Annotated in this window: 16 protein-coding genes and 1 riboswitch; of the genes, 10 read left to right on the plus strand and 6 right to left on the minus strand. The window is 34.5% G+C overall.

Annotated features, from left to right (window positions below):
- Window positions 1–100: 100 nt before the first annotated feature.
- Window positions 101–2,248 (minus strand): ATP-dependent Clp protease ATP-binding subunit, encoded by a 2,148-nt coding sequence (locus ACTYA4_RS16510; protein WP_445505756.1) that lies wholly within the window; start codon window positions 2,246–2,248, stop codon window positions 101–103.
- A 340-nt stretch (window positions 2,249–2,588) separates the two neighbouring features.
- Here ACTYA4_RS16510 and ACTYA4_RS16515 point away from each other — a divergent pair, with 340 nt between their 5' ends.
- Complete coding sequence (locus tag ACTYA4_RS16515; RefSeq protein ID WP_443482830.1) at window positions 2,589–3,632, plus strand: YkvI family membrane protein; 1,044 nt, start codon at window positions 2,589–2,591, stop codon at window positions 3,630–3,632.
- Window positions 3,633–3,921: 289 nt separating this feature from the next.
- Here ACTYA4_RS16515 and ACTYA4_RS16520 read toward each other — a convergent pair whose 3' ends face one another.
- Both ACTYA4_RS16520 and ACTYA4_RS16525 read right to left on the minus strand, forming a co-directional pair.
- Window positions 3,922–5,283 (minus strand): PFL family protein, encoded by a 1,362-nt coding sequence (locus ACTYA4_RS16520; protein WP_443482829.1) that lies wholly within the window; start codon window positions 5,281–5,283, stop codon window positions 3,922–3,924.
- A gap of 16 nt (window positions 5,284–5,299) precedes the next feature.
- On the minus strand, window positions 5,300–5,575 hold the full coding sequence (locus tag ACTYA4_RS16525; protein WP_443482828.1) for an ACT domain-containing protein: 276 nt from the start codon (window positions 5,573–5,575) through the stop codon (window positions 5,300–5,302).
- Window positions 5,576–5,979: 404 nt separating this feature from the next.
- A riboswitch (glycine riboswitch) is annotated at window positions 5,980–6,056 on the minus strand.
- A gap of 245 nt (window positions 6,057–6,301) precedes the next feature.
- On the opposite strand from ACTYA4_RS16525, the gene ACTYA4_RS16530 reads away from it, so the two are divergent.
- Complete coding sequence (locus ACTYA4_RS16530; RefSeq protein WP_443482827.1) at window positions 6,302–6,403, plus strand: DUF6254 family protein; 102 nt, start codon at window positions 6,302–6,304, stop codon at window positions 6,401–6,403.
- 387 nt (window positions 6,404–6,790) lie between these two features.
- Here ACTYA4_RS16530 and ACTYA4_RS16535 read toward each other — a convergent pair whose 3' ends face one another.
- Window positions 6,791–6,964 (minus strand): YkvS family protein, encoded by a 174-nt coding sequence (locus ACTYA4_RS16535; protein WP_443482826.1) that lies wholly within the window; start codon window positions 6,962–6,964, stop codon window positions 6,791–6,793.
- Window positions 6,965–7,598: 634 nt separating this feature from the next.
- On the opposite strand from ACTYA4_RS16535, the gene ykzS reads away from it, so the two are divergent.
- Window positions 7,599–7,793 (plus strand): protein YkzS, encoded by a 195-nt coding sequence (gene ykzS / locus ACTYA4_RS16540; protein WP_443482825.1) that lies wholly within the window; start codon window positions 7,599–7,601, stop codon window positions 7,791–7,793.
- A gap of 142 nt (window positions 7,794–7,935) precedes the next feature.
- On the opposite strand, the gene ACTYA4_RS16545 is transcribed toward ykzS, so the two are convergent.
- Complete coding sequence (locus tag ACTYA4_RS16545) at window positions 7,936–8,292, minus strand: PilZ domain-containing protein (RefSeq protein WP_443482824.1); 357 nt, start codon at window positions 8,290–8,292, stop codon at window positions 7,936–7,938.
- A gap of 445 nt (window positions 8,293–8,737) precedes the next feature.
- On the opposite strand from ACTYA4_RS16545, the gene ACTYA4_RS16550 reads away from it, so the two are divergent.
- The 3 genes from ACTYA4_RS16550 (at window position 8,738) to ACTYA4_RS16560 (ending at window position 12,005) form a co-directional block, all read left to right on the plus strand.
- Window positions 8,738–9,004 carry a phosphocarrier protein HPr gene (locus ACTYA4_RS16550; protein ID WP_443482823.1) on the plus strand — a complete coding sequence of 89 codons (267 nt, stop codon included), beginning with the start codon at window positions 8,738–8,740 and terminating at the stop codon, window positions 9,002–9,004.
- Window positions 9,004–10,722 (plus strand): phosphoenolpyruvate--protein phosphotransferase, encoded by a 1,719-nt coding sequence (gene ptsP / locus ACTYA4_RS16555; RefSeq protein WP_443482822.1) that lies wholly within the window; start codon window positions 9,004–9,006, stop codon window positions 10,720–10,722. Before ACTYA4_RS16550 ends, ptsP begins: the two co-directional genes overlap by 1 nt.
- Window positions 10,723–11,111: 389 nt before the next feature.
- A complete protein-coding gene (locus tag ACTYA4_RS16560) occupies window positions 11,112–12,005 on the plus strand; it encodes an NAD(P)-dependent oxidoreductase (RefSeq protein ID WP_443482821.1) in 894 nt (297 codons plus the stop codon).
- Window positions 12,006–12,085: 80 nt separating this feature from the next.
- Here the strand turns inward: ACTYA4_RS16560 and ACTYA4_RS16565 are convergent, their stop codons facing one another.
- A complete protein-coding gene (locus ACTYA4_RS16565; protein WP_443482820.1) occupies window positions 12,086–13,240 on the minus strand; it encodes an aminotransferase A in 1,155 nt (384 codons plus the stop codon).
- Window positions 13,241–13,618: 378 nt separating this feature from the next.
- Between ACTYA4_RS16565 and ACTYA4_RS16570 the strand changes: the two genes are divergently transcribed.
- The 4 genes from ACTYA4_RS16570 (at window position 13,619) to ACTYA4_RS16585 (ending at window position 17,582) form a co-directional block, all read left to right on the plus strand.
- A complete protein-coding gene (locus ACTYA4_RS16570; protein ID WP_443482819.1) occupies window positions 13,619–13,903 on the plus strand; it encodes a hypothetical protein in 285 nt (94 codons plus the stop codon).
- 574 nt (window positions 13,904–14,477) lie between these two features.
- Window positions 14,478–15,005: an RDD family protein gene (locus ACTYA4_RS16575; RefSeq protein ID WP_443482818.1), complete on the plus strand. Its 528-nt coding sequence runs from the start codon at window positions 14,478–14,480 to the stop codon at window positions 15,003–15,005.
- Window positions 15,006–15,037: 32 nt separating this feature from the next.
- Window positions 15,038–16,348, plus strand: a complete 1,311-nt coding sequence (locus ACTYA4_RS16580; RefSeq protein WP_443482817.1) for an MFS transporter — start codon at window positions 15,038–15,040, stop codon at window positions 16,346–16,348.
- Between the two features lie 328 nt (window positions 16,349–16,676).
- Window positions 16,677–17,582 carry a chemotaxis protein gene (locus ACTYA4_RS16585; protein WP_443482816.1) on the plus strand — a complete coding sequence of 302 codons (906 nt, stop codon included), beginning with the start codon at window positions 16,677–16,679 and terminating at the stop codon, window positions 17,580–17,582.
- Window positions 17,583–17,608: the final 26 nt, after the last annotated feature.

Genomic DNA, 17,608 nt, shown 5'->3' on the forward strand with positions numbered 1-17,608 from the left:
CAAAGTGGTTCCCTCTTCTTTTAGATGATAACTATTCAAAAGTTTCTATATCCTGAATAGAAGTATGTGCTCCAAAGTAGCTGATTCCATACATATGCTACTATTTATTAAGGTTTTGTTGTATTTTTACAGCTTCGACTACAATGTTTTCATCTTTTATTACTGCTGTTAAATGATTTGTGTCCGGTTCTTCTAAAATAAAGTCTGCTAAATTATCTTCCAAATGTTCTTGAATTACTCTTCTTAATGGGCGTGCGCCAAAACTAGGGTGCGTTCCCAATTCTACTAACTTATCTTTTACCTCATCTGTAACAAAAAGCGTGATATTTTGGTCTTTTAACGTAATGGCCAACTCTTCTAATAATAGATCTGTAATGCGAAGTAGATGTTGTTTTTCTAACGATTTGAATTCAATGATAGCATCAAAACGGTTCAGAAACTCTGGTTTAAAGAAATTTCCTAAAGATTGTAATAAATTGCTTTCTTCCAATGCTGCATTATTCTCAAATCCTACGACGATTCTTTTCGTGCCAACACTTGCATTGCTTGTCGTAATAATAACAGCATCTTTAAAGCTGACTGTTCGGCCATGGCTGTCTGTTAGGCGTCCGTCTTCTAGAATTTGCAGAAAAATCGATTGAATATCAGGATGTGCTTTTTCGATTTCATCTAACAATATAATGCTGTACGGATTTCTTCTTATTTGCTCTGTTAATTGGCCTGCTTCTTCATGCCCAACATATCCTGGAGGTGAACCGATGATTTTACTAATACTGTGCTTTTCCATGTATTCACTCATATCCAAGCGGATCATGCTGTCTTTGCTGCCAAACAATTCTTCTGCCAATGTTTTCGTTAATTCTGTTTTTCCGACTCCAGTAGGTCCGACAAATAGGAAGCTTCCAATTGGTCTGTTTTTCGCTTTTAAGCCTGCTCTGCTTCTTTTTATTGCTTTAGCTACTTTTCTAACAGCTTCATCTTGACCAATTACTTTTGTAGCTAAATGATCCGCTAAATTTTTCATTTTAAGCTGTTCATCTTGTTGCAGTTTCCCCACAGGGATACCTGTTTTCTTCTCAATTAATTGTTGGATTAACGATAGGTCTACGATAGGTTTTTCTTCGATATTTGGCTGATTTAACGCTTTTTCTAATCGTTGTTCTTCTTCGCGGATAACCGCTGCTTGTTCGTAATTTTCTTCTTTTAATGCAAGCTCTTTTTCTTTTGCAATTTCAGCTAATCTGTTTTCGATTTCTTCTGTATTTGTGTAATTGGATGAAAGGTTCATTTTTGACCCTGCTTCATCTAATAAATCAATCGCTTTATCTGGTAAATAACGATCTTGAATATAACGATGTGACAATTCTACACAAGCTTTTATTGCTTCCTCTGTAAACTTCACTTCATGGAATTGCTCGTATTTATCTTTAATACCATTTAAGATGGAAATGGCTGCATCAACAGATGGTTCTGAAACTTGTATAGGCTGGAATCTTCTCTCAAGTGCTGCATCCTTTTCTATCTGACGGTATTCTTTTAAAGTAGTAGCACCAATTATATGAAGTTCTCCTCGTGCTAATGCTGGTTTTAAAATATTCCCTGCGTCCATCGAACCTTCAGCAGATCCTGCGCCGACTAGCTGATGAATTTCATCGATAAAGACAATAACATTTTTTCTATTTTGAATTTCTTGGATTATCTGTTTCATACGTTCTTCAAATTGCCCGCGAATTCCAGTATTTGTGACAAGTGAAGCTACATCTAATAAAATAATTTTTTTATTTTTTAATTTTTTTGGTACAGAGCCTTCTACAATTTTTAATGCTAAACCTTCTGCAATGGCTGTTTTTCCAACGCCTGGCTCTCCAATTAAAACAGGATTATTTTTATTTCTTCTATTTAAAATTTCTATAACACGTTCTATTTCATTTTCTCTTCCAATTACCGGATCAATCAAGCCTGCTTTTGCAAGATTATTTAAATTTTTCCCGAATTTTTCAAGGATGCCATTCGTACTATTTCTAGTAGGATTTTGGTTCGTTGACTTCATTGCCCCTGTTTGATTAAACGACTTAAATATATCATCAAAAGGGGAAGAGTCGGAAAACAATGAATTAGGATTAGATGTCAATTTTTGTTTTTCTTTTTGGTAACAGCTTTGACAAAGGTTAAATTGGTGTTCTTCATTGTTCCATACAAATCGTACACTTACATTTGCGTTATTTTCTTGACAAATTTGACATTTCATATAAATTTCCTCCTTTTGGATTTGATCATTTTTGACCTTTGATATACTTATTATACTTTGACCTTTTTTGATCTTCAATATTTTTGCTTAAGAAAAAGATGGAAATAGATAGAAAAGGCTAAATCGAGCAAATTTTTCTTCTAGATTGTAGCATTACTACCAGTAGCAAAATGGCTTTAGGGAAGTCAGATGTAGGGGAGTATTGAAAAAAAGATCAATTGTTGGCAGCTTACAACAAAGCTTTGCTCTATTATGTAAAAATAAGCAGAATAAATCAATAAAAAAGCTCGTCTTTGTTTGTCCTTTTATACATATAGTGTAAGTAAGGGGAGGAGAATATGTGAAAAACAAATGGAGTGCAGCCTTTCAGTTAGCTGCTGTTTATGTTGGAACCGTCGTTGGTGCCGGTTTTGCAACAGGAAAAGAGATTGTAGAATTCTTTTCACAATTTGGCGTGATCGGTTTAATCGGCATCTTAATCAGCGGCACGATATTTGCCTTTTTAGGTTCGAAACTTATGAGAATTTCTGTGAAAATAAAAGCAAATTCTTATCAAGAGTTTACTATTTTTTTATTTGGAAAAGTAATAGGAACATGTATAAATAGTATCATGTTAATTATGTTAGTAGGGGTTTGTGCAGTCATGCTTTCAGGTGCTGGGGCCGTTTTCGAAGAACAATTGGGAATAAGTAAAGGAATTGGAGTGATCTTTACCATTGGCTTATCCGTGCTTGTTATGATGGTAGGGATGAAAGGATTATTTGCTGTAAATACATTTGTTGTTCCGATCATGATTAGTTTTAGTTTTATGTTATTTTTTTTATCCGTTCAGCTTCCAGATTTTTTTCTTCATATATTTACTTTTTCCAATAGTGGGTGGAAGGCTTTTGCTGCACCGTTTTCTTACACGGCTCTTAATTTATCGTTAGCCATTGCAGTCCTGGTTCCAGCTGCTTCTGAAATTGGAGATGATGAAACGGTTAAATGGGGAGGGTTAATTGGCGGTATTGCTTTAATGTTCATATTAATATCCAGTCACTTTACGCTAATGATGCTGCAAGATGTAAACAGTTATGCAATACCAATGGCAACAATTATGAAAAGCTTAGCACCAGAGCTTTCTTGGATTTATATTTTGGTTATTTATGGAGAGATATTTACATCTGTTATTGGAAATGTGTATGGTTTGGAAAGACAAGTAAGCAGTTATATAAAACTTCCGAGCATTCTTATTATTGCCTGTATTTTTTTCGTTTCGTATGTGATTAGCTTTATCCATTACGGGAAACTGTTATCATGGCTGTATCCTTTATTTGGATACATCAGTTTGCTCTTTTTATTGCTGCTTTGGATAAAACCAATTCCGAAAGATAAAGCGAATTAAAAGCGACATAAAAGAAGGGGTATATCCTCAGGCTGTCGAGAAACGCTCGCTTTCTTCGTTGTTCACCTTGCTTGGATGCTCATTACTGGGTAACAGAGGATGAACGACTAAGTACGTCACGTCCTGTGACAACGTCGTTCTGACCAACATCCTGTTGCCCGCCGCTCCTCCCAAGGCTTCACGCTGTGATGCGATAAACGTTTTCGGTCAGCCTGAAGTTTCTGCAATTATTACTTTTTCTACAAAAGAAGGGGGACCTTGCTTTTATGGCACTGAAAAGACTTGATATTTAGTTTATTAGTGCTTGTAATGGAGATGGAATACGGCCGCCTCGATCAATTAGTTTTGCAGAACTGAATGGATTGACACCCATAACAGGAGCTCTTCCTAACAAACCGCCAAATTCAACAATCTCTCCTTCTTTTTTACCTGGTACTGGTATAACACGGACTGCTGTTGTTTTTTTGTTAATCATACCAATTGCTGCTTCATCAGCAATAATGGCAGATAAAGTGGCTGGTGATACTTCTCCAGTTAATGCAATCATATCTAGGCCAACGGAACATACACAAGTCATTGCTTCTAGTTTAGATAAACTTAAACTATCATCTAAAATTCCACGAATCATGCCATTATCTTCACTTACAGGAATAAATGCACCGCTTAAGCCTCCAACGTAAGAACTAGCCATGGCTCCGCCTTTTTTTACCGCATCATTCATTAATGCAAGTGCAGCGATAGTACCATGTGTACCAACACGCTCTAAACCGATTTCTTCTAGTATTTCGGCAACACTATCATTGATTGCGTTTGTTGGCGCAAGGGAAAGATCCATAATGCCAAAAGGAACGCCAAGACGATCTGCTACAACACGTCCGATTAATTCTCCGGCACGAGTAATTTTAAAGGTTGTTTTTTTAATGATGTCTGACACTTCCCCAAGATCTGCTTCAGGGTATTTTTTTAGGGCATTTAAGACAACGCCAGGACCACTTACACCTACATTAATAACAACTTCGCCTTCACCAGCGCCATGAAATGCACCAGCCATAAATGGGTTATCTTCTACAGGATTGCAGAACACAACAAGCTTTGCGCAGGCAAGTCCATTTTTATCCTTTGTTTTTTCGGCAGCTTCTTTAATAATATTGCCCATTTGTTTAACGGCATCCATATTAATTCCTGTTCTAGTTGTAGCAACAGAAACAGAAGAGCATACACGATCTGTAACAGTTAATGCTTCTGGCAATGCATCTAGCAGTGTTTGATCTCCTTTTGTAATTCCTTTATGTACAAGGGCAGAATAGCCGCCGATAAAATCAACATTAAGCGTTTTTGCTGCTTTATCTAATGTTTTGGCTAATGTAACTGCTTGTTCTACCGTTGCATTTCCTAAAATTTCTGCAATTGGAGTAATGGAAATACGTTTATTGATAATGGGAATGCCGTATTCCTGTTCCACTGCGGTTGCAACTTCTGTCAGCTTGCTTGCATAAGAAGTAATTTTTTTATAGACAGCATCGTTTAGTTTATCAAAATCTGAATTTGCACAATCATATAAACTAATTCCCATCGTTACTGTTCGGATATCAAGATTTTCCATTTGAACCATATTAATGGTTTCCATCATTTCGTTTAATGCGATTTTCATATTATTCCCTTCTTTCTTAAACCCGATGCATAGACTGGAAGATTTCTTCTAATTGAATGTTTATTTTTAAATGAAGCTCATTTCCGAGTTCTTCAAATTGATTACGCAATTCATCAAGATTTTCATTTTTTGAAATATCAACTAACATCATCATTGTAAAAAAATCTTGGAGAATCGTTTGACTAATATCCAAAATATTAATGTGATTATTGGATATTACGGTTGTTACTTTACTTATTATACCAACTTGATCCTTACCTATTACGCTTACAACAGCACGTCGTTGTTGCATATTTGTCACCTCATTTAAATAATTGCTTTGTTAACAGAATATGTTGAGCTTGTGCATAATGCACCTGCCACCATAGCTTTAACAAAATAGGATAGTTTAATAAGAACATTTTTTTTTCATATAGAGGGTGTTCAAAAAGTCCGAGAGCCATAGCGGTCGAACGTCAGTCTTCGCACAGCACCGTTTATGCCTTTGCGTTTCGTGACTTCTGCATTTCGACCTTTTCTGCTTTGATTGTCCTTCTTTTTGAGCATGCACATTTAGGAAATGACTTTTTTCCGACACGTAGAGGAATAGACATCCATTTTGGTAGTATGAAGAAAATGAAAAAAAAGACTGGATTTCTCCAATCTTCCTGGTCAATTATCAGCTAGAATAACGAATCATTACGTAAAGTATGTATTAGTTACCCTCCTGTCCTTTTACCTGAGATTGTGAATCCTTCGGTGCCGCATTGTACGGTCTCTCCAGAAGCTGCTCCTGTTATAGTTTGATCCATAACGTTCATCGCGTGCCATTCATATATGAAATATATTGTGATGGTAACAGTTTTTCTGCTTACGGTCAATAACTAAAAAAAGAACATTTTGTGAATGAAATTTTTAAAAGCAACAATCTCTATGAAAACAGTCAAATTTTAAGAAGAAAGGATAAGCAAAAAAAGATAAAAGGCGAGGATAAAAAACGGAAAAAAGATTAACCTACGTAAAGAGAAAGGAGGCTATTATGTCAAAATCACAAAGAGAAAAAGAACGAGAGTGGACTGTAAGAAAACAAAAACAAAAACCTCATGGGAAAGTGAAAACAAAAAAAGAGCTTTCTGAATAAATCAGAATAGAATCGATAATCAATCATCAAACACATTTGTTAGATATGAAAGTTTCGCATGGGAGACTTCATCGGGGCTGTCCCAAAAGGGTAAATCTATTGAAAATTGAAAATCAAGAATGTTGATATATCAGTATTCTTGAACATAAAAAGGGGCATCCAATAGCCGGAAAATGACTTATTGGACAGCCCCGATTCTCCGAAGTTTCAGCATACTGAAACAAGTTTTTTAAAAGATAAGAAAGAAATTTTTCTGAAGTCTGACAGATGTCTAGCTCCAGCGCCTAGCCCTTGTGAAAAATAACCCTTTGTCCTCTAAAAGTTAAAAGCGCTTTTCGAGTTAAATGAACATTTTTCTTCAGGGCTGACCAAGGCGCTTCCGCTTTTCTATTTAATAATTTTGTAGTTTTTATGATTTACGACGGTTCTTTGTTCTAATTCAAGATCACGATAATTGTTCATATATGTTAAATCGACAATTACAGAGTTTTCATTTACTTTTTCGACTATACCTTGCAACCCTCTAAATTCAATTATATTCCCAATCTCGGCTCTTTTCACTGACATCCACTCCTTAATTTTCCAAATTTTATATAAATTCTGTAGTTATAGTTTGCACTATTAGAATTTATTCGTAAAGAAATATGATATTTGTCTATAATTAATAAATAAGTAGAATTTATGTATAGTATGTTTACTAGCATTAAATGATGCATACATTTTCATCTGAATAGTCTGGGAATTCAGGTGAGAATGAAGGTGCTGAAGAAGTGTGTTCAAAAAGGTAACAAATTAGAAGCAAGTAGGTCGAGGAGGCGTAGCTTTGAGCAACTGACTTCCACAGGATGTGGTGACTTCAACGTTGCTCACAGGACGTGAGCAACGTTGAAGATCCTCTATTTAGGATACGTGAGTAGCGGAAAAGCAAGCCAACGAAGAGATTCGCCGCTTATCATTTGGTGCCTTTTTGAACATCCTCTGAAATCATATTGAAAAATAGTATATCATACTAATGTATGCTGTTGACAAATGTTATCATTCATTAGATGATCGTTTTAATATCGGAAAGACCATTCTTTAAAAGAAGTCGTCCTTTGTCGGGGCTATTGTTTTTAAAGGCTGTTTTCAATTTAAATATAACAGTATTCGTTCGACAATCTTTATAGTATTCAACTAGAGAGGAGAGGGTACATAAATGGTAGAAGCTAAGGTGAAGGAGATTCTTGAGCAATTAAAAAGTGGTGATATAGAAGAAATCACCATTGGAAAACAAGAATTTTTATCGTTCCGTGAACATCTTGTGAAAAGGGATGATTTTAAACATTATTTTGGTATAGCAGAACGTGGAGGAGATGTTACGTATCGCTATCTAAAAGAACCGAGAAGTTAAAGTGGAATTCAGACTGTTGACAATAGCTTGATCTCACTCATTTGGCTTACATATTTATCCAAATAATATCTATTTGAAACAAGTATTTCAATCAGTCTGAAACGTTTTGCATTATTTAGTCAGTAATTTTGAATAGGTAAAATTAATTATATTTAACATATTCTTTTAACATTTCTACAATTCTTTTTTTTGTACCTTCATCATTTTTTCCTTCATACCCATATAAAAACTGATTTAATCTTGGTTTTTTCCAAATGATATTTCCAGGAATAATAAACTCCTTATTATTTAATTTAAATGTAAAACAGAATAATAGGTGTTCATTATTAACAGGCAAATCTAATTCAGAAATAAATTTTAAGCCATTTGGGCTAAGATCAATGATCTCTGCATTTCCAGGTTTAGATAAGGATGTATTATCCGTTGTATGGAATGTAAATGTTGCCTCAATTGGTTCTTTAAATTGGAATCGGAATGGTTCATCACGTTTATATCTCATTTTTTCCACCACAGCTTTTTTAAATATTTATGTAAACCGCTCAGCAATAAATGATATGTCTATCATTATATGACAACTTCGTTAAATTTTAATGGAATATTTTCTGTTTAACAAGAATTTTTCATTGTCTCCACAAGGAAGAAATGCTATCCTTTTTTTGAGATGTCTTTTTGTAAAACTTAAGCGCCTACATACTTATTTTCATTTCCTTACATTATTTAGATTATTTTGAAGAAAATATGATAGTCAAATGAAAGATGTGACGAGGCAAATTTCACGAAAATTTCACATCTTTTTAGCTTACGGTTTACAATTGTAACTATTAAATTATATATTAGTTATGGGTTAAACAATTCTTGACTATTATAAAAGGTTGTTTAAGTTTTAAAAGCTAGTGTAAAGTAATACATCTTATTTAATTTTTTTTAAAGGAGTTTGATTTTTTATGGTAGAAAAACAATTTAAAGTTATTGCTGATACAGGGATTCATGCTCGTCCTGCTACACTTTTAGTACAAGCAGCAAGCAAGTTTGATTCTGAAATTCATTTAGAATTTAAAGAGAAAAAAGTTAACCTTAAGTCAATTATGGGTGTAATGTCTTTAGGTATTGGTCAAGGTGCGGAAATTAAGATCAGTGCTGAAGGTAGCGATGAACAGGATGCAATTAATGGTTTAGCTGATACTTTGAAAAGCGAAGGTTTAGCAGAGTAATGAGTTTTTTAAATGGAATTGCAGCATCCAGCGGAATTGCCATTGCAAAAGCATATCGTTTAGTTGAACCAGATCTTTCTTTTGAAAAGGCTTCAATAGATAATGCTGAAAATGAAATTAACCGTTTTCAATCAGCGTTAGCGAAATCAAAAGAAGAATTAGGGGCTATTCGCGATAAAGCAAATCAAGAGCTTGGTGCTGACAAAGCAGCTATTTTTGAAGCACATTTATTAGTTTTAAGTGATCCTGAATTAATCGCACCTATTGAAGATAAAATTAAAACAGACGGAATTAATGCAGAATTTGCATTAAAAGAAACAACAGATATGTTTATTGCAATGTTCGAATCTATGGATAATGAATATATGCAAGAACGTGCTGCTGACATTCGTGATGTAACGAAGCGTGTACTTTCACATTTATTAGGAGTACATTTAGCAAACCCTAGCATGATTTCTGAAGAAGTAGTTGTGGTTGCTGAAGATTTAACACCTTCTGACACAGCACAATTAAATCGCCAATTTGTTAAAGGGTTTACAACAGATATCGGTGGAAGAACTTCTCACTCTGCGATTATGGCTCGTTCATTAGAAATTCCTGCTGTTGTTGGTACAAAAAAAGCAACAGAAGAAATTAAAAACGGGGATTTAGTTATTGTAGATGGATTAAAAGGAGAAATTCATATTAATCCAACACCTGAAGTAGTAGAAAGCTACAAAAAAACAGCTGAACAATATGAACAGCAAAAAGCTGAATGGGCTAAATTAGTGAATGAAAAAACTGTAAGCGCTGATGGCGTTCATGTTGAATTAGCAGCAAATATTGGAACACCTAATGATTTAGAAGGTGTTGTTAATAATGGTGGAGAAGCTGTAGGTTTATACCGTACAGAATTCTTGTATATGGGAAGAGATCAGCTTCCAACAGAAGATGAGCAGTTCGAATCGTATAAAGCAGTTCTTGAAGGAATGAAAGGGAACCCAGTAGTTGTTCGTACATTGGACATTGGTGGAGATAAAGAGCTTCCATACTTGGACTTGCCAAAAGAAATGAATCCATTCCTTGGTTTCCGTGCGATACGTTTATGTTTAGAAGAACAAGGCATTTTCCGTACACAATTAAGAGCGTTGCTTCGTGCTAGTTCCTACGGAAATTTAAAAATTATGTTCCCGATGATTGCAACACTAAATGAGTTCCGTGCTGCTAAAGCGCTTTTAGAAGAAGAAAAAGCAAACTTAGTTGCAAACGGTACAAAAGTTGCAGAAAAAATTGAACTTGGAATTATGGTAGAGATTCCTTCTACAGCAGTTCTTGCAGATCAATTTGCGAAAGAAGTTGACTTCTTTAGTATTGGAACAAATGATTTGATTCAATACACAATGGCTGCAGACAGAATGAACGAAAGAGTTTCTTATTTATACCAACCGTATAACCCATCAATTTTGCGTTTAATTAAAATGGTAATTGACGCAGCACATAAAGAAGGAAAATGGGCTGGTATGTGTGGAGAAATGGCTGGAGATGAAACAGCAATTCCATTATTATTAGGTTTAGGCTTAGATGAGTTCTCTATGAGTGCAACTTCTATTTTAAAAGCAAGATCACAAATCTTAAACCTTTCAAAAGCAGAAATGGAAGAGTTAGCATCAAAAGCATTACAAATGTCTACAACAGAAGAAGTAATGGAAGCAGTAAAAGCTGCAGCAAAACTTTCTTAAAAAAAATATTTAGTATAAGTACAGGCACTTTAGCTATATAAGTTGCTTAAGCTATTCTTATTTTAAGAGATTGTCCAATAGGATAAGGTCAAAATTCCTCCCATTTGTCGAATAATAGGAGGAAAATCAGACCCCTTGGACAGTCTCTTTTTTCATTCCTCAAACTTTGGCTTTATGTCTTCCATATTAAAAGTAAAGACTCCCTTCATTTGAAGAAAATTCTATTCATGCTGAAAAGAATTGATCATTCTATATTAATTGTTAGGAACAAAATGTTGGACAAATCATATTTATGAATATTCATAATATTTACCTAATGAATGGTAATTTATGCTATGATTAAATAAGATACATAATTAATAATTACTATATGGAGAGTGAGATTAAGCATGATATCACAAGAAAATAGTACAATTGGGTTTATCGGAACAGGTGTTATGGGTAAAAGTATGGCAAAAAACTTATTAAAAAGCGGTTACGCTTGTTTAGTTTATAACAGAACAAAACAAAAGGCGGATGAATTGCTCTCACTAGGGGCTGAATGGGCAAATACACCAAAAGAAGTTGCTCAAAAAGCAAATATAATCATTACGATTGTCGGTTATCCAGCAGATGTTGAAGAAGTTTATCTTGGTAAAGATGGCATCATCGCAAATGCTAAAGAAAATAGTTATACCATTGATATGACAACCTCTACTCCAAGTTTAGCTAAAAGATTATTTGAGGAAGGAAAAAAACACCAAATACATGTATTAGATGCACCTGTTTCTGGTGGAGATATCGGAGCAAAAGAGGCAAAGCTTTCCATTATGGTTGGAGGAGAAATGGAAGCATTTACTGATTTAAAACCTGTTTTTGAAATTTTGGGTACAAATATTGTTTATCAAGGTGCTGCTGGTGCTGGCCAACATACGAAAATGTGTAATCAAATCGCCATTGCGTCTAATATGATAGGTGTTTGTGAAGCAATCGTATATGCTGAAAAAGCAGGCTTAAATCCTGATACTGTATTACAAAGTATTTCTTCTGGTGCTGCAGGAAGCTTCTCCTTAAGCAATCTTGCTCCAAGAATGACGAAAGGCGACTTTGCGCCAGGGTTTTATATTAAGCATTTTATCAAGGATATGAAAATTGCTTTAGAAGAAGCAAAAGCAATGGGAATGGAAACGCCAGGCCTACAATTAGCAGAAAGTCTATATAGCCGACTTTCGGCACTTGGAGAAGCTGAAAGTGGAACACAGGCATTATACAAATATTTTCATCAATACAGCCATACAATGTAATATTGCAGGGGGAAAAGGAGTGGGTAGCAAAGTTGAATAATAACAAGCTTTACTATCCACTCCCTTTTTATTAACTAAAATTATTTATTTATACTGCGTAAATAGTTCTCTAATCTGTTGCATGCTTCTTCTAATGTTTCCATTGAGTAGGCAAATGATATTCGAAAGAATCCTTCCCCTAGAGAAGAGAATGCACTCCCTGGAACTGTTGCTATCTTCGCTTTATCCACTAAATCCAAACAAAACTCAAATGAATTCATATCAGCAAAGGGAACCTTAATAAGAAAATAAAAGGCCCCATCTGGCATAATAACATGAAGGCCCATGTTTTTCAGGCGGTTAAATAAATAATTTCTTCTATTTTTATATTCTTCCTTCATTGGTACAGCATCATTTATCCCAACCGTCAGTGCTTGTAATGCTGCCATCTGTGAAATAGAGGAAGCGCATGTTACATTATATTGATGTACTTTTAATATTTCTTTGCATATAGCTTCAGGGGCGAATAGCAAACCAATTCTCCAGCCAGTCATACTATGAGATTTGGAAAGACCATTAATTACAATGGTTTTATCACGAAGCATACTTGCAATCGAAATATGGTTTTGATCATATACTAGTTCACTGTATATTTCATCAGCTAAAATAAAAATATCTTTATCTGCTAATAAATTTGCAATATCTTGCAGCTCTTCTTTCGTTAAACTTACCCCAGTTGGATTAGAGGGATATGGTAAAACAATACATCTCGTTTGGTCGGTGATGTAATCTTTTATTAATTCTGCTGTAAAACGAAAGTCATTTTCCCGTATATCGACGTAAACAGGTTTTGCTCCGCATAATTTGATGATTGGTTCATACCCTGGATAAACTGGTCCGGGAAGAATTACTTCTACACCACTTTCTAGGATTGTTCGAAATGCAATATCAATTGCTTCACTGGCACCTGTAGTTACAATTACTTCGGATTCAGGAGCATAATGAAGATTATATTTTTTTTCGACAAACTGAACTGCTGCTTTGCGGACATTAATATCTCCTGCGTTATGTGTATACGTAGTGAGGTTGTTATCAATAGCAGATTTAGCTGCTTCTTTAATATGATTTGGTGTTGGGAAATCTGGTTGTCCAATGGTTAAAGAAAGGACCTCTGTATTGCCAGCAACTAAATTAGAAAATTTTCTAATTCCTGATATTTCAATATTTGTAACTCGTTTATTTAGCAAATGTTCCATAGTAGCCTCCTAATATAAATCTATTAGTTAATCATATCAAATGCATGAAGAAAGAGAAATAAAAATAGAGGAGTTAAGGCGGCGCAAGCGAAGCTACTCCTTCCTGCATACGAATAAAAACCAACATACAAAGCAGCCAGTCTCTTTAAGGTAGAGTCGCAGCTCCGTCCCCAATGTCATCAACTTAAGATTCCATAAATTTCAAACTTTAAAAATGTCATGGAATAGTTAGAATTCAAGCATAAAAATACTTGACTTTTCAAAATCACCACAATAATCGATTTGGATACCTTTTTTGGTATATCAATGACGTGTGGTGATTTTTTATGGTGAAAAGTAAGTTTTTAGAGGCAGTAGAAGTAACCAAAAACGTGCTGCATGATTTTATTTTTATGTGTGAATCTCGTTCAAAACCAACCTATTTTACACGACAAGGAAAAAATAAGTTGGATTTTATCAGCACTATTTCATATCCAAAAATTCACTGGCGATACGGTTTTATCTATTGAACAGGATTTTTATGCGACCATGTTTCTCGCAAACATGGCCGCACTTGTAAAACAAGAAGCCGATGAAATAATTGCCAAAGAACAGAATGGAAAGGAATTGAAATATGAATATACCGCCAAATCAACGACTTTTAATAGGAAAGCTAAAAGATAATTTCATTCAATTATTGTTAGAAAAAAGCGTCAGAAGGCGTAATAAGCTGTATAAAAAAATACTCAATGAAATTCAAAGGAATCGAATTCCTATAAGACCAGGCAGGAGCTTTAAACGTGTAAAAGGATTACGAGCTAATAGAAATGGATTGATCCAAAAGTCCGCTTTCTAAAGTTTTTATTCATGACAATAGGGTGCCAAGGGAGGGTGAAAAAAATTACATTTCATCCGCCCGGGCATTCTATTGCCTTTTTTATGATCCTATTTATGGGATACCCTTTATTTAAAAGAAATATCCCATTTGTTTGGAGAGGTGTCCGCTCGACTCCTACGGGATTAGCGAGAAAGACGAGACCCCACAGGAGCAAAGCGACGAGGAGGCTCGGCGCTCGCCCCGTGGAAAGCGAGCGGTAAGCCTCGGAGAACAGAACGGAAACCCTTACTTCCTATTTAGTTACTTATTTTCCTGTATTTTGAAGGTTAGATTGATGACATTGGCTCCGTCCCCTTTACTACAAAAAAAGGTTGTTTGATTAATGATTTCCATTTATTATTTACAATGGGAGGGAATAAAATGGATATAAATATGAAACAAGAAACACAACTAGAAGAGAAAAATTATGCAGGGTTTTGGATTCGATTTGGAGCAAGTGTTATTGATTCGATTATTTTAGCAATACCACTGCTTATTTTATCCAATTTTTTATTTGCTTTATTTTTAGGATCTTCTGAAGAAGCATTATTAAGTAATCCGGTAATGTTTGAACAAGAACCAACAGAGGAAGAATTGATGGCTTTTATAGGACCTTTTCTTGGTGCTGCTTTTGGTACTGCGGTTGTTTGTATTCTGATTAGTTCATTGTATTATGTTATTTTACAATCATCTAAATGGCAAGCAACAATCGGGAAAAAGCTATTAGGATTAAAAGTAATGACGCTGAATGGAGATAAAATTTCCTTTTGGAGAAGTCTTGCAAGGTATTTAGTATTGGGCTTTCTATCGGGTATATTTTATATCGGGTATATAATGGCTGCATTTACAGAAAAGAAACAGGCGCTTCATGATTTGATTGCAGGAACTATTGTAGTGAAGTCGAAATAATTGGTATCAATCAGCTTGAAGGGAGCTGCTGAATGGAACGTACTAAAAAGAATCATCTACGAAAAAATGAAGGTTTAGCTTTGTATTTTTCTTTACCCGTTTTATCATGGGCAATTTATGATGCGGCAAATACAATCTTTTCGTCTAATATCAATACGATCTTTTTCCCGATGTATTTACAAGAAGTAGTTGGATCAAATGAGGTGCAAAGTCAAATTGCCAGTACGTTTATTTCCTATGCAAATGCTATTGCAAGCTTTTTATTAGTACTATTTTCCCCGTTATTCGGTGTCATAATGGATCGCACGGGAAGGAAAAAGAAATATATCGTAGTTTTTACTATATTAACGATACTTTGTACATTTGCCATGGGGGTATTTGCACAAATGACATTGCCAAAAACGATCGTTTCTATCCCAATGTCATTATTATTCGTGATTATTTTATTTGTTTTAGCAAAGTTTTTTTATCAGTCAAGTCTGGTGTTTTATGATAATATGATTTCAGATTTAGGAACAAAGGAGCAATTGCCAGTCATTTCAGGATTTGGTGTTGCGGTAGGATATATTGGGACTCTTATCGGATTAACAGTTTATTTATTTATAGAGAACGGCGCGTTTCAGCAAGCTTTTATACCTACTGCTGTTTTATTTGCGTTTTTTTCCTTGCCATTATTCGTATTTATGAAAGATACACCAAAAGAAAATGTAAAAAAACAATCTTTTTTTTCGGGATATAAAGAAATATATGATACGTTTAAACAATTAAAATCGTATCGTAAAATTTTTATTTTTATGCTAGCTTATTTTTTTCTAAATGATGCATTAGCAACGACAATTGCTATGATGGCTATTTATGCCAAAGCAATAGTTGGTTTTAGTACGGGGAAATTTATCATCCTTTATTTAGTATCTACCATATCAAGTATTATTGGTTCCTTTGTATTTGGACTTATAGCAAAAGCAAAAGGTTCCTACCAAGCCATTAAATATGTAGGAGTTTTATTAGTTATTGCCCTGCTTATGGCAACTATTGCGTGGAATGAGCTTATATTTTGGATTGCAGGCAGTATGTTTGGCGTTGCATTAGGCAGTATGTGGGTAACGACAAGAAGCTATATTGTGGAGATAACGCCTGAAGATAAAAGAGGGCAGTTTTTTGGATTGTTTGCTTTTTCTGGAAAGGTTTCTTCTATTATCGGTCCGCTTTTATACGGAAGCATCACGTTATTATTCGCGGATCTAGGTAATGTAGCAAGCAGAATGGCTCTTGGATCGTTACTAATTTTAACCGTAATAGGGCTGTTTATTCACGCTTCTATTCAAGAGAAAAAGGTAGTTTAAGAGCATCTAATTGTTACATATAAATAGAAAACCTTTAGTAGAGAAGTTTAATTCATACTTTCACTATTAATATCCCAACATTATAGAGATGTGGAATAATTTGTTCAAAAAGCAGGAAATCCTGCTTTTTTTTATAAAAATAAATCGAATCTCTTTAGTTTACAAAAGAATGGTCGATAAAAAGATTAGAATATTCAGTAGAAAATTTTTCTGTTCATGTATTTGTAAAACTTATTTAGAATATAAGGTTATTTTTAAGTAGATAGGTTATGTTTACATGCGGCAAAAGATCTCAATTCTTGTACTTAATGGAAGAAGGGGAAAGAATATGAATAACGATAAAGGAATTTTATTAGAAAGTGGCACAAATGAATTAGAAATCGTTGAATTTTCGATTGGAAACAATAAATTTGGTATTAATGTGATTAAAGTAAAGGAAATTATTAATCCAGTCCCTATTATTCAAATTCCTCATTCTCACCCGAATGTAGAAGGGATCATGGAATTAAGAGGGGAAGTACTGCCAGTTGTAAATTTAGCTAATGCACTTGGTTTTACTCCGTCTGACACACCGGAAAAAGATAAATTTATCGTTTCAGAGTTTAATAAAACGAAAATAATTTTTCATGTACATAATGTTACACAAATTCATCGTATTTCGTGGGAAGATATTGAAAAACCTTCAGATATGTATCAAGGATCTGACAGCCAAATTATTGGTGTCATAAAACAAAACGGAAACATGATTTTATTATTGGACTTTGAGAAAATCGTGGTAGACATTAATCCTAGCTCAGGCATCAATGTACAACAAGTAAAGAAATTAGGAAAAAGAGAACGGAGCAATAAACAATTAATTGTTGTTGAAGATTCGCCGTTATTACGAAAACTATTATTGGACACGTTAACGGAAGCTGGGTTTCAACAAATAGAATTTTTTGAGAATGGTCTTGAAGCGCTAAACTTTTTACAAGGGATAATAAACTCAGGCATCAAGATAGAAGATAAGGTGCAGTTAATTATTACTGATATTGAAATGCCGCAAATGGATGGACATCATTTCACAAAAAGAGTAAAGGAAAATCCGGAATTAGCACATTTGCCAATTATTATTTTCTCTTCTTTAATAACAGAAGATTTAAGACATAAAGGTCAAATGGTTGGCGCTGATGGACAAGTGAGCAAGCCAGAGATAGCGGAGTTAATACTAATAGTTGATGAACATATCTTATAATTTATCTCTTCCTTTTTAGGGGGACG

The organism is Niallia yueguangensis, assembly GCF_052663115.1.

Bases quoted from the DNA above. Each gene is read 5' to 3' on its own strand.
- ACTYA4_RS16565 (WP_443482820.1), bottom strand. From the start codon at position 13,240: ATGGAACATTTGCTAAATAAACGAGTTACAAATATTGAAATATCAGGA.
- ACTYA4_RS16510 (WP_445505756.1), bottom strand. From the start codon at position 2,248: ATGAAATGTCAAATTTGTCAAGAAAATAACGCAAATGTAAGTGTACGA.
- ACTYA4_RS16550 (WP_443482823.1), top strand. From the start codon at position 8,738: ATGGTAGAAAAACAATTTAAAGTTATTGCTGATACAGGGATTCATGCT.
- ACTYA4_RS16570 (WP_443482819.1), top strand. From the start codon at position 13,619: ATGATTTTATTTTTATGTGTGAATCTCGTTCAAAACCAACCTATTTTA.
- ACTYA4_RS16560 (WP_443482821.1), top strand. From the start codon at position 11,112: ATGATATCACAAGAAAATAGTACAATTGGGTTTATCGGAACAGGTGTT.
- ACTYA4_RS16530 (WP_443482827.1), top strand. From the start codon at position 6,302: ATGTCAAAATCACAAAGAGAAAAAGAACGAGAGTGGACTGTAAGAAAA.
- ACTYA4_RS16580 (WP_443482817.1), top strand. From the start codon at position 15,038: ATGGAACGTACTAAAAAGAATCATCTACGAAAAAATGAAGGTTTAGCT.
- ACTYA4_RS16525 (WP_443482828.1), bottom strand. From the start codon at position 5,575: ATGCAACAACGACGTGCTGTTGTAAGCGTAATAGGTAAGGATCAAGTT.
- ACTYA4_RS16545 (WP_443482824.1), bottom strand. From the start codon at position 8,292: ATGAGATATAAACGTGATGAACCATTCCGATTCCAATTTAAAGAACCA.
- ACTYA4_RS16585 (WP_443482816.1), top strand. From the start codon at position 16,677: ATGAATAACGATAAAGGAATTTTATTAGAAAGTGGCACAAATGAATTA.
- ykzS (WP_443482825.1), top strand. From the start codon at position 7,599: ATGGTAGAAGCTAAGGTGAAGGAGATTCTTGAGCAATTAAAAAGTGGT.
- ACTYA4_RS16575 (WP_443482818.1), top strand. From the start codon at position 14,478: ATGGATATAAATATGAAACAAGAAACACAACTAGAAGAGAAAAATTAT.
- ACTYA4_RS16520 (WP_443482829.1), bottom strand. From the start codon at position 5,283: ATGAAAATCGCATTAAACGAAATGATGGAAACCATTAATATGGTTCAA.
- ptsP (WP_443482822.1), top strand. From the start codon at position 9,004: ATGAGTTTTTTAAATGGAATTGCAGCATCCAGCGGAATTGCCATTGCA.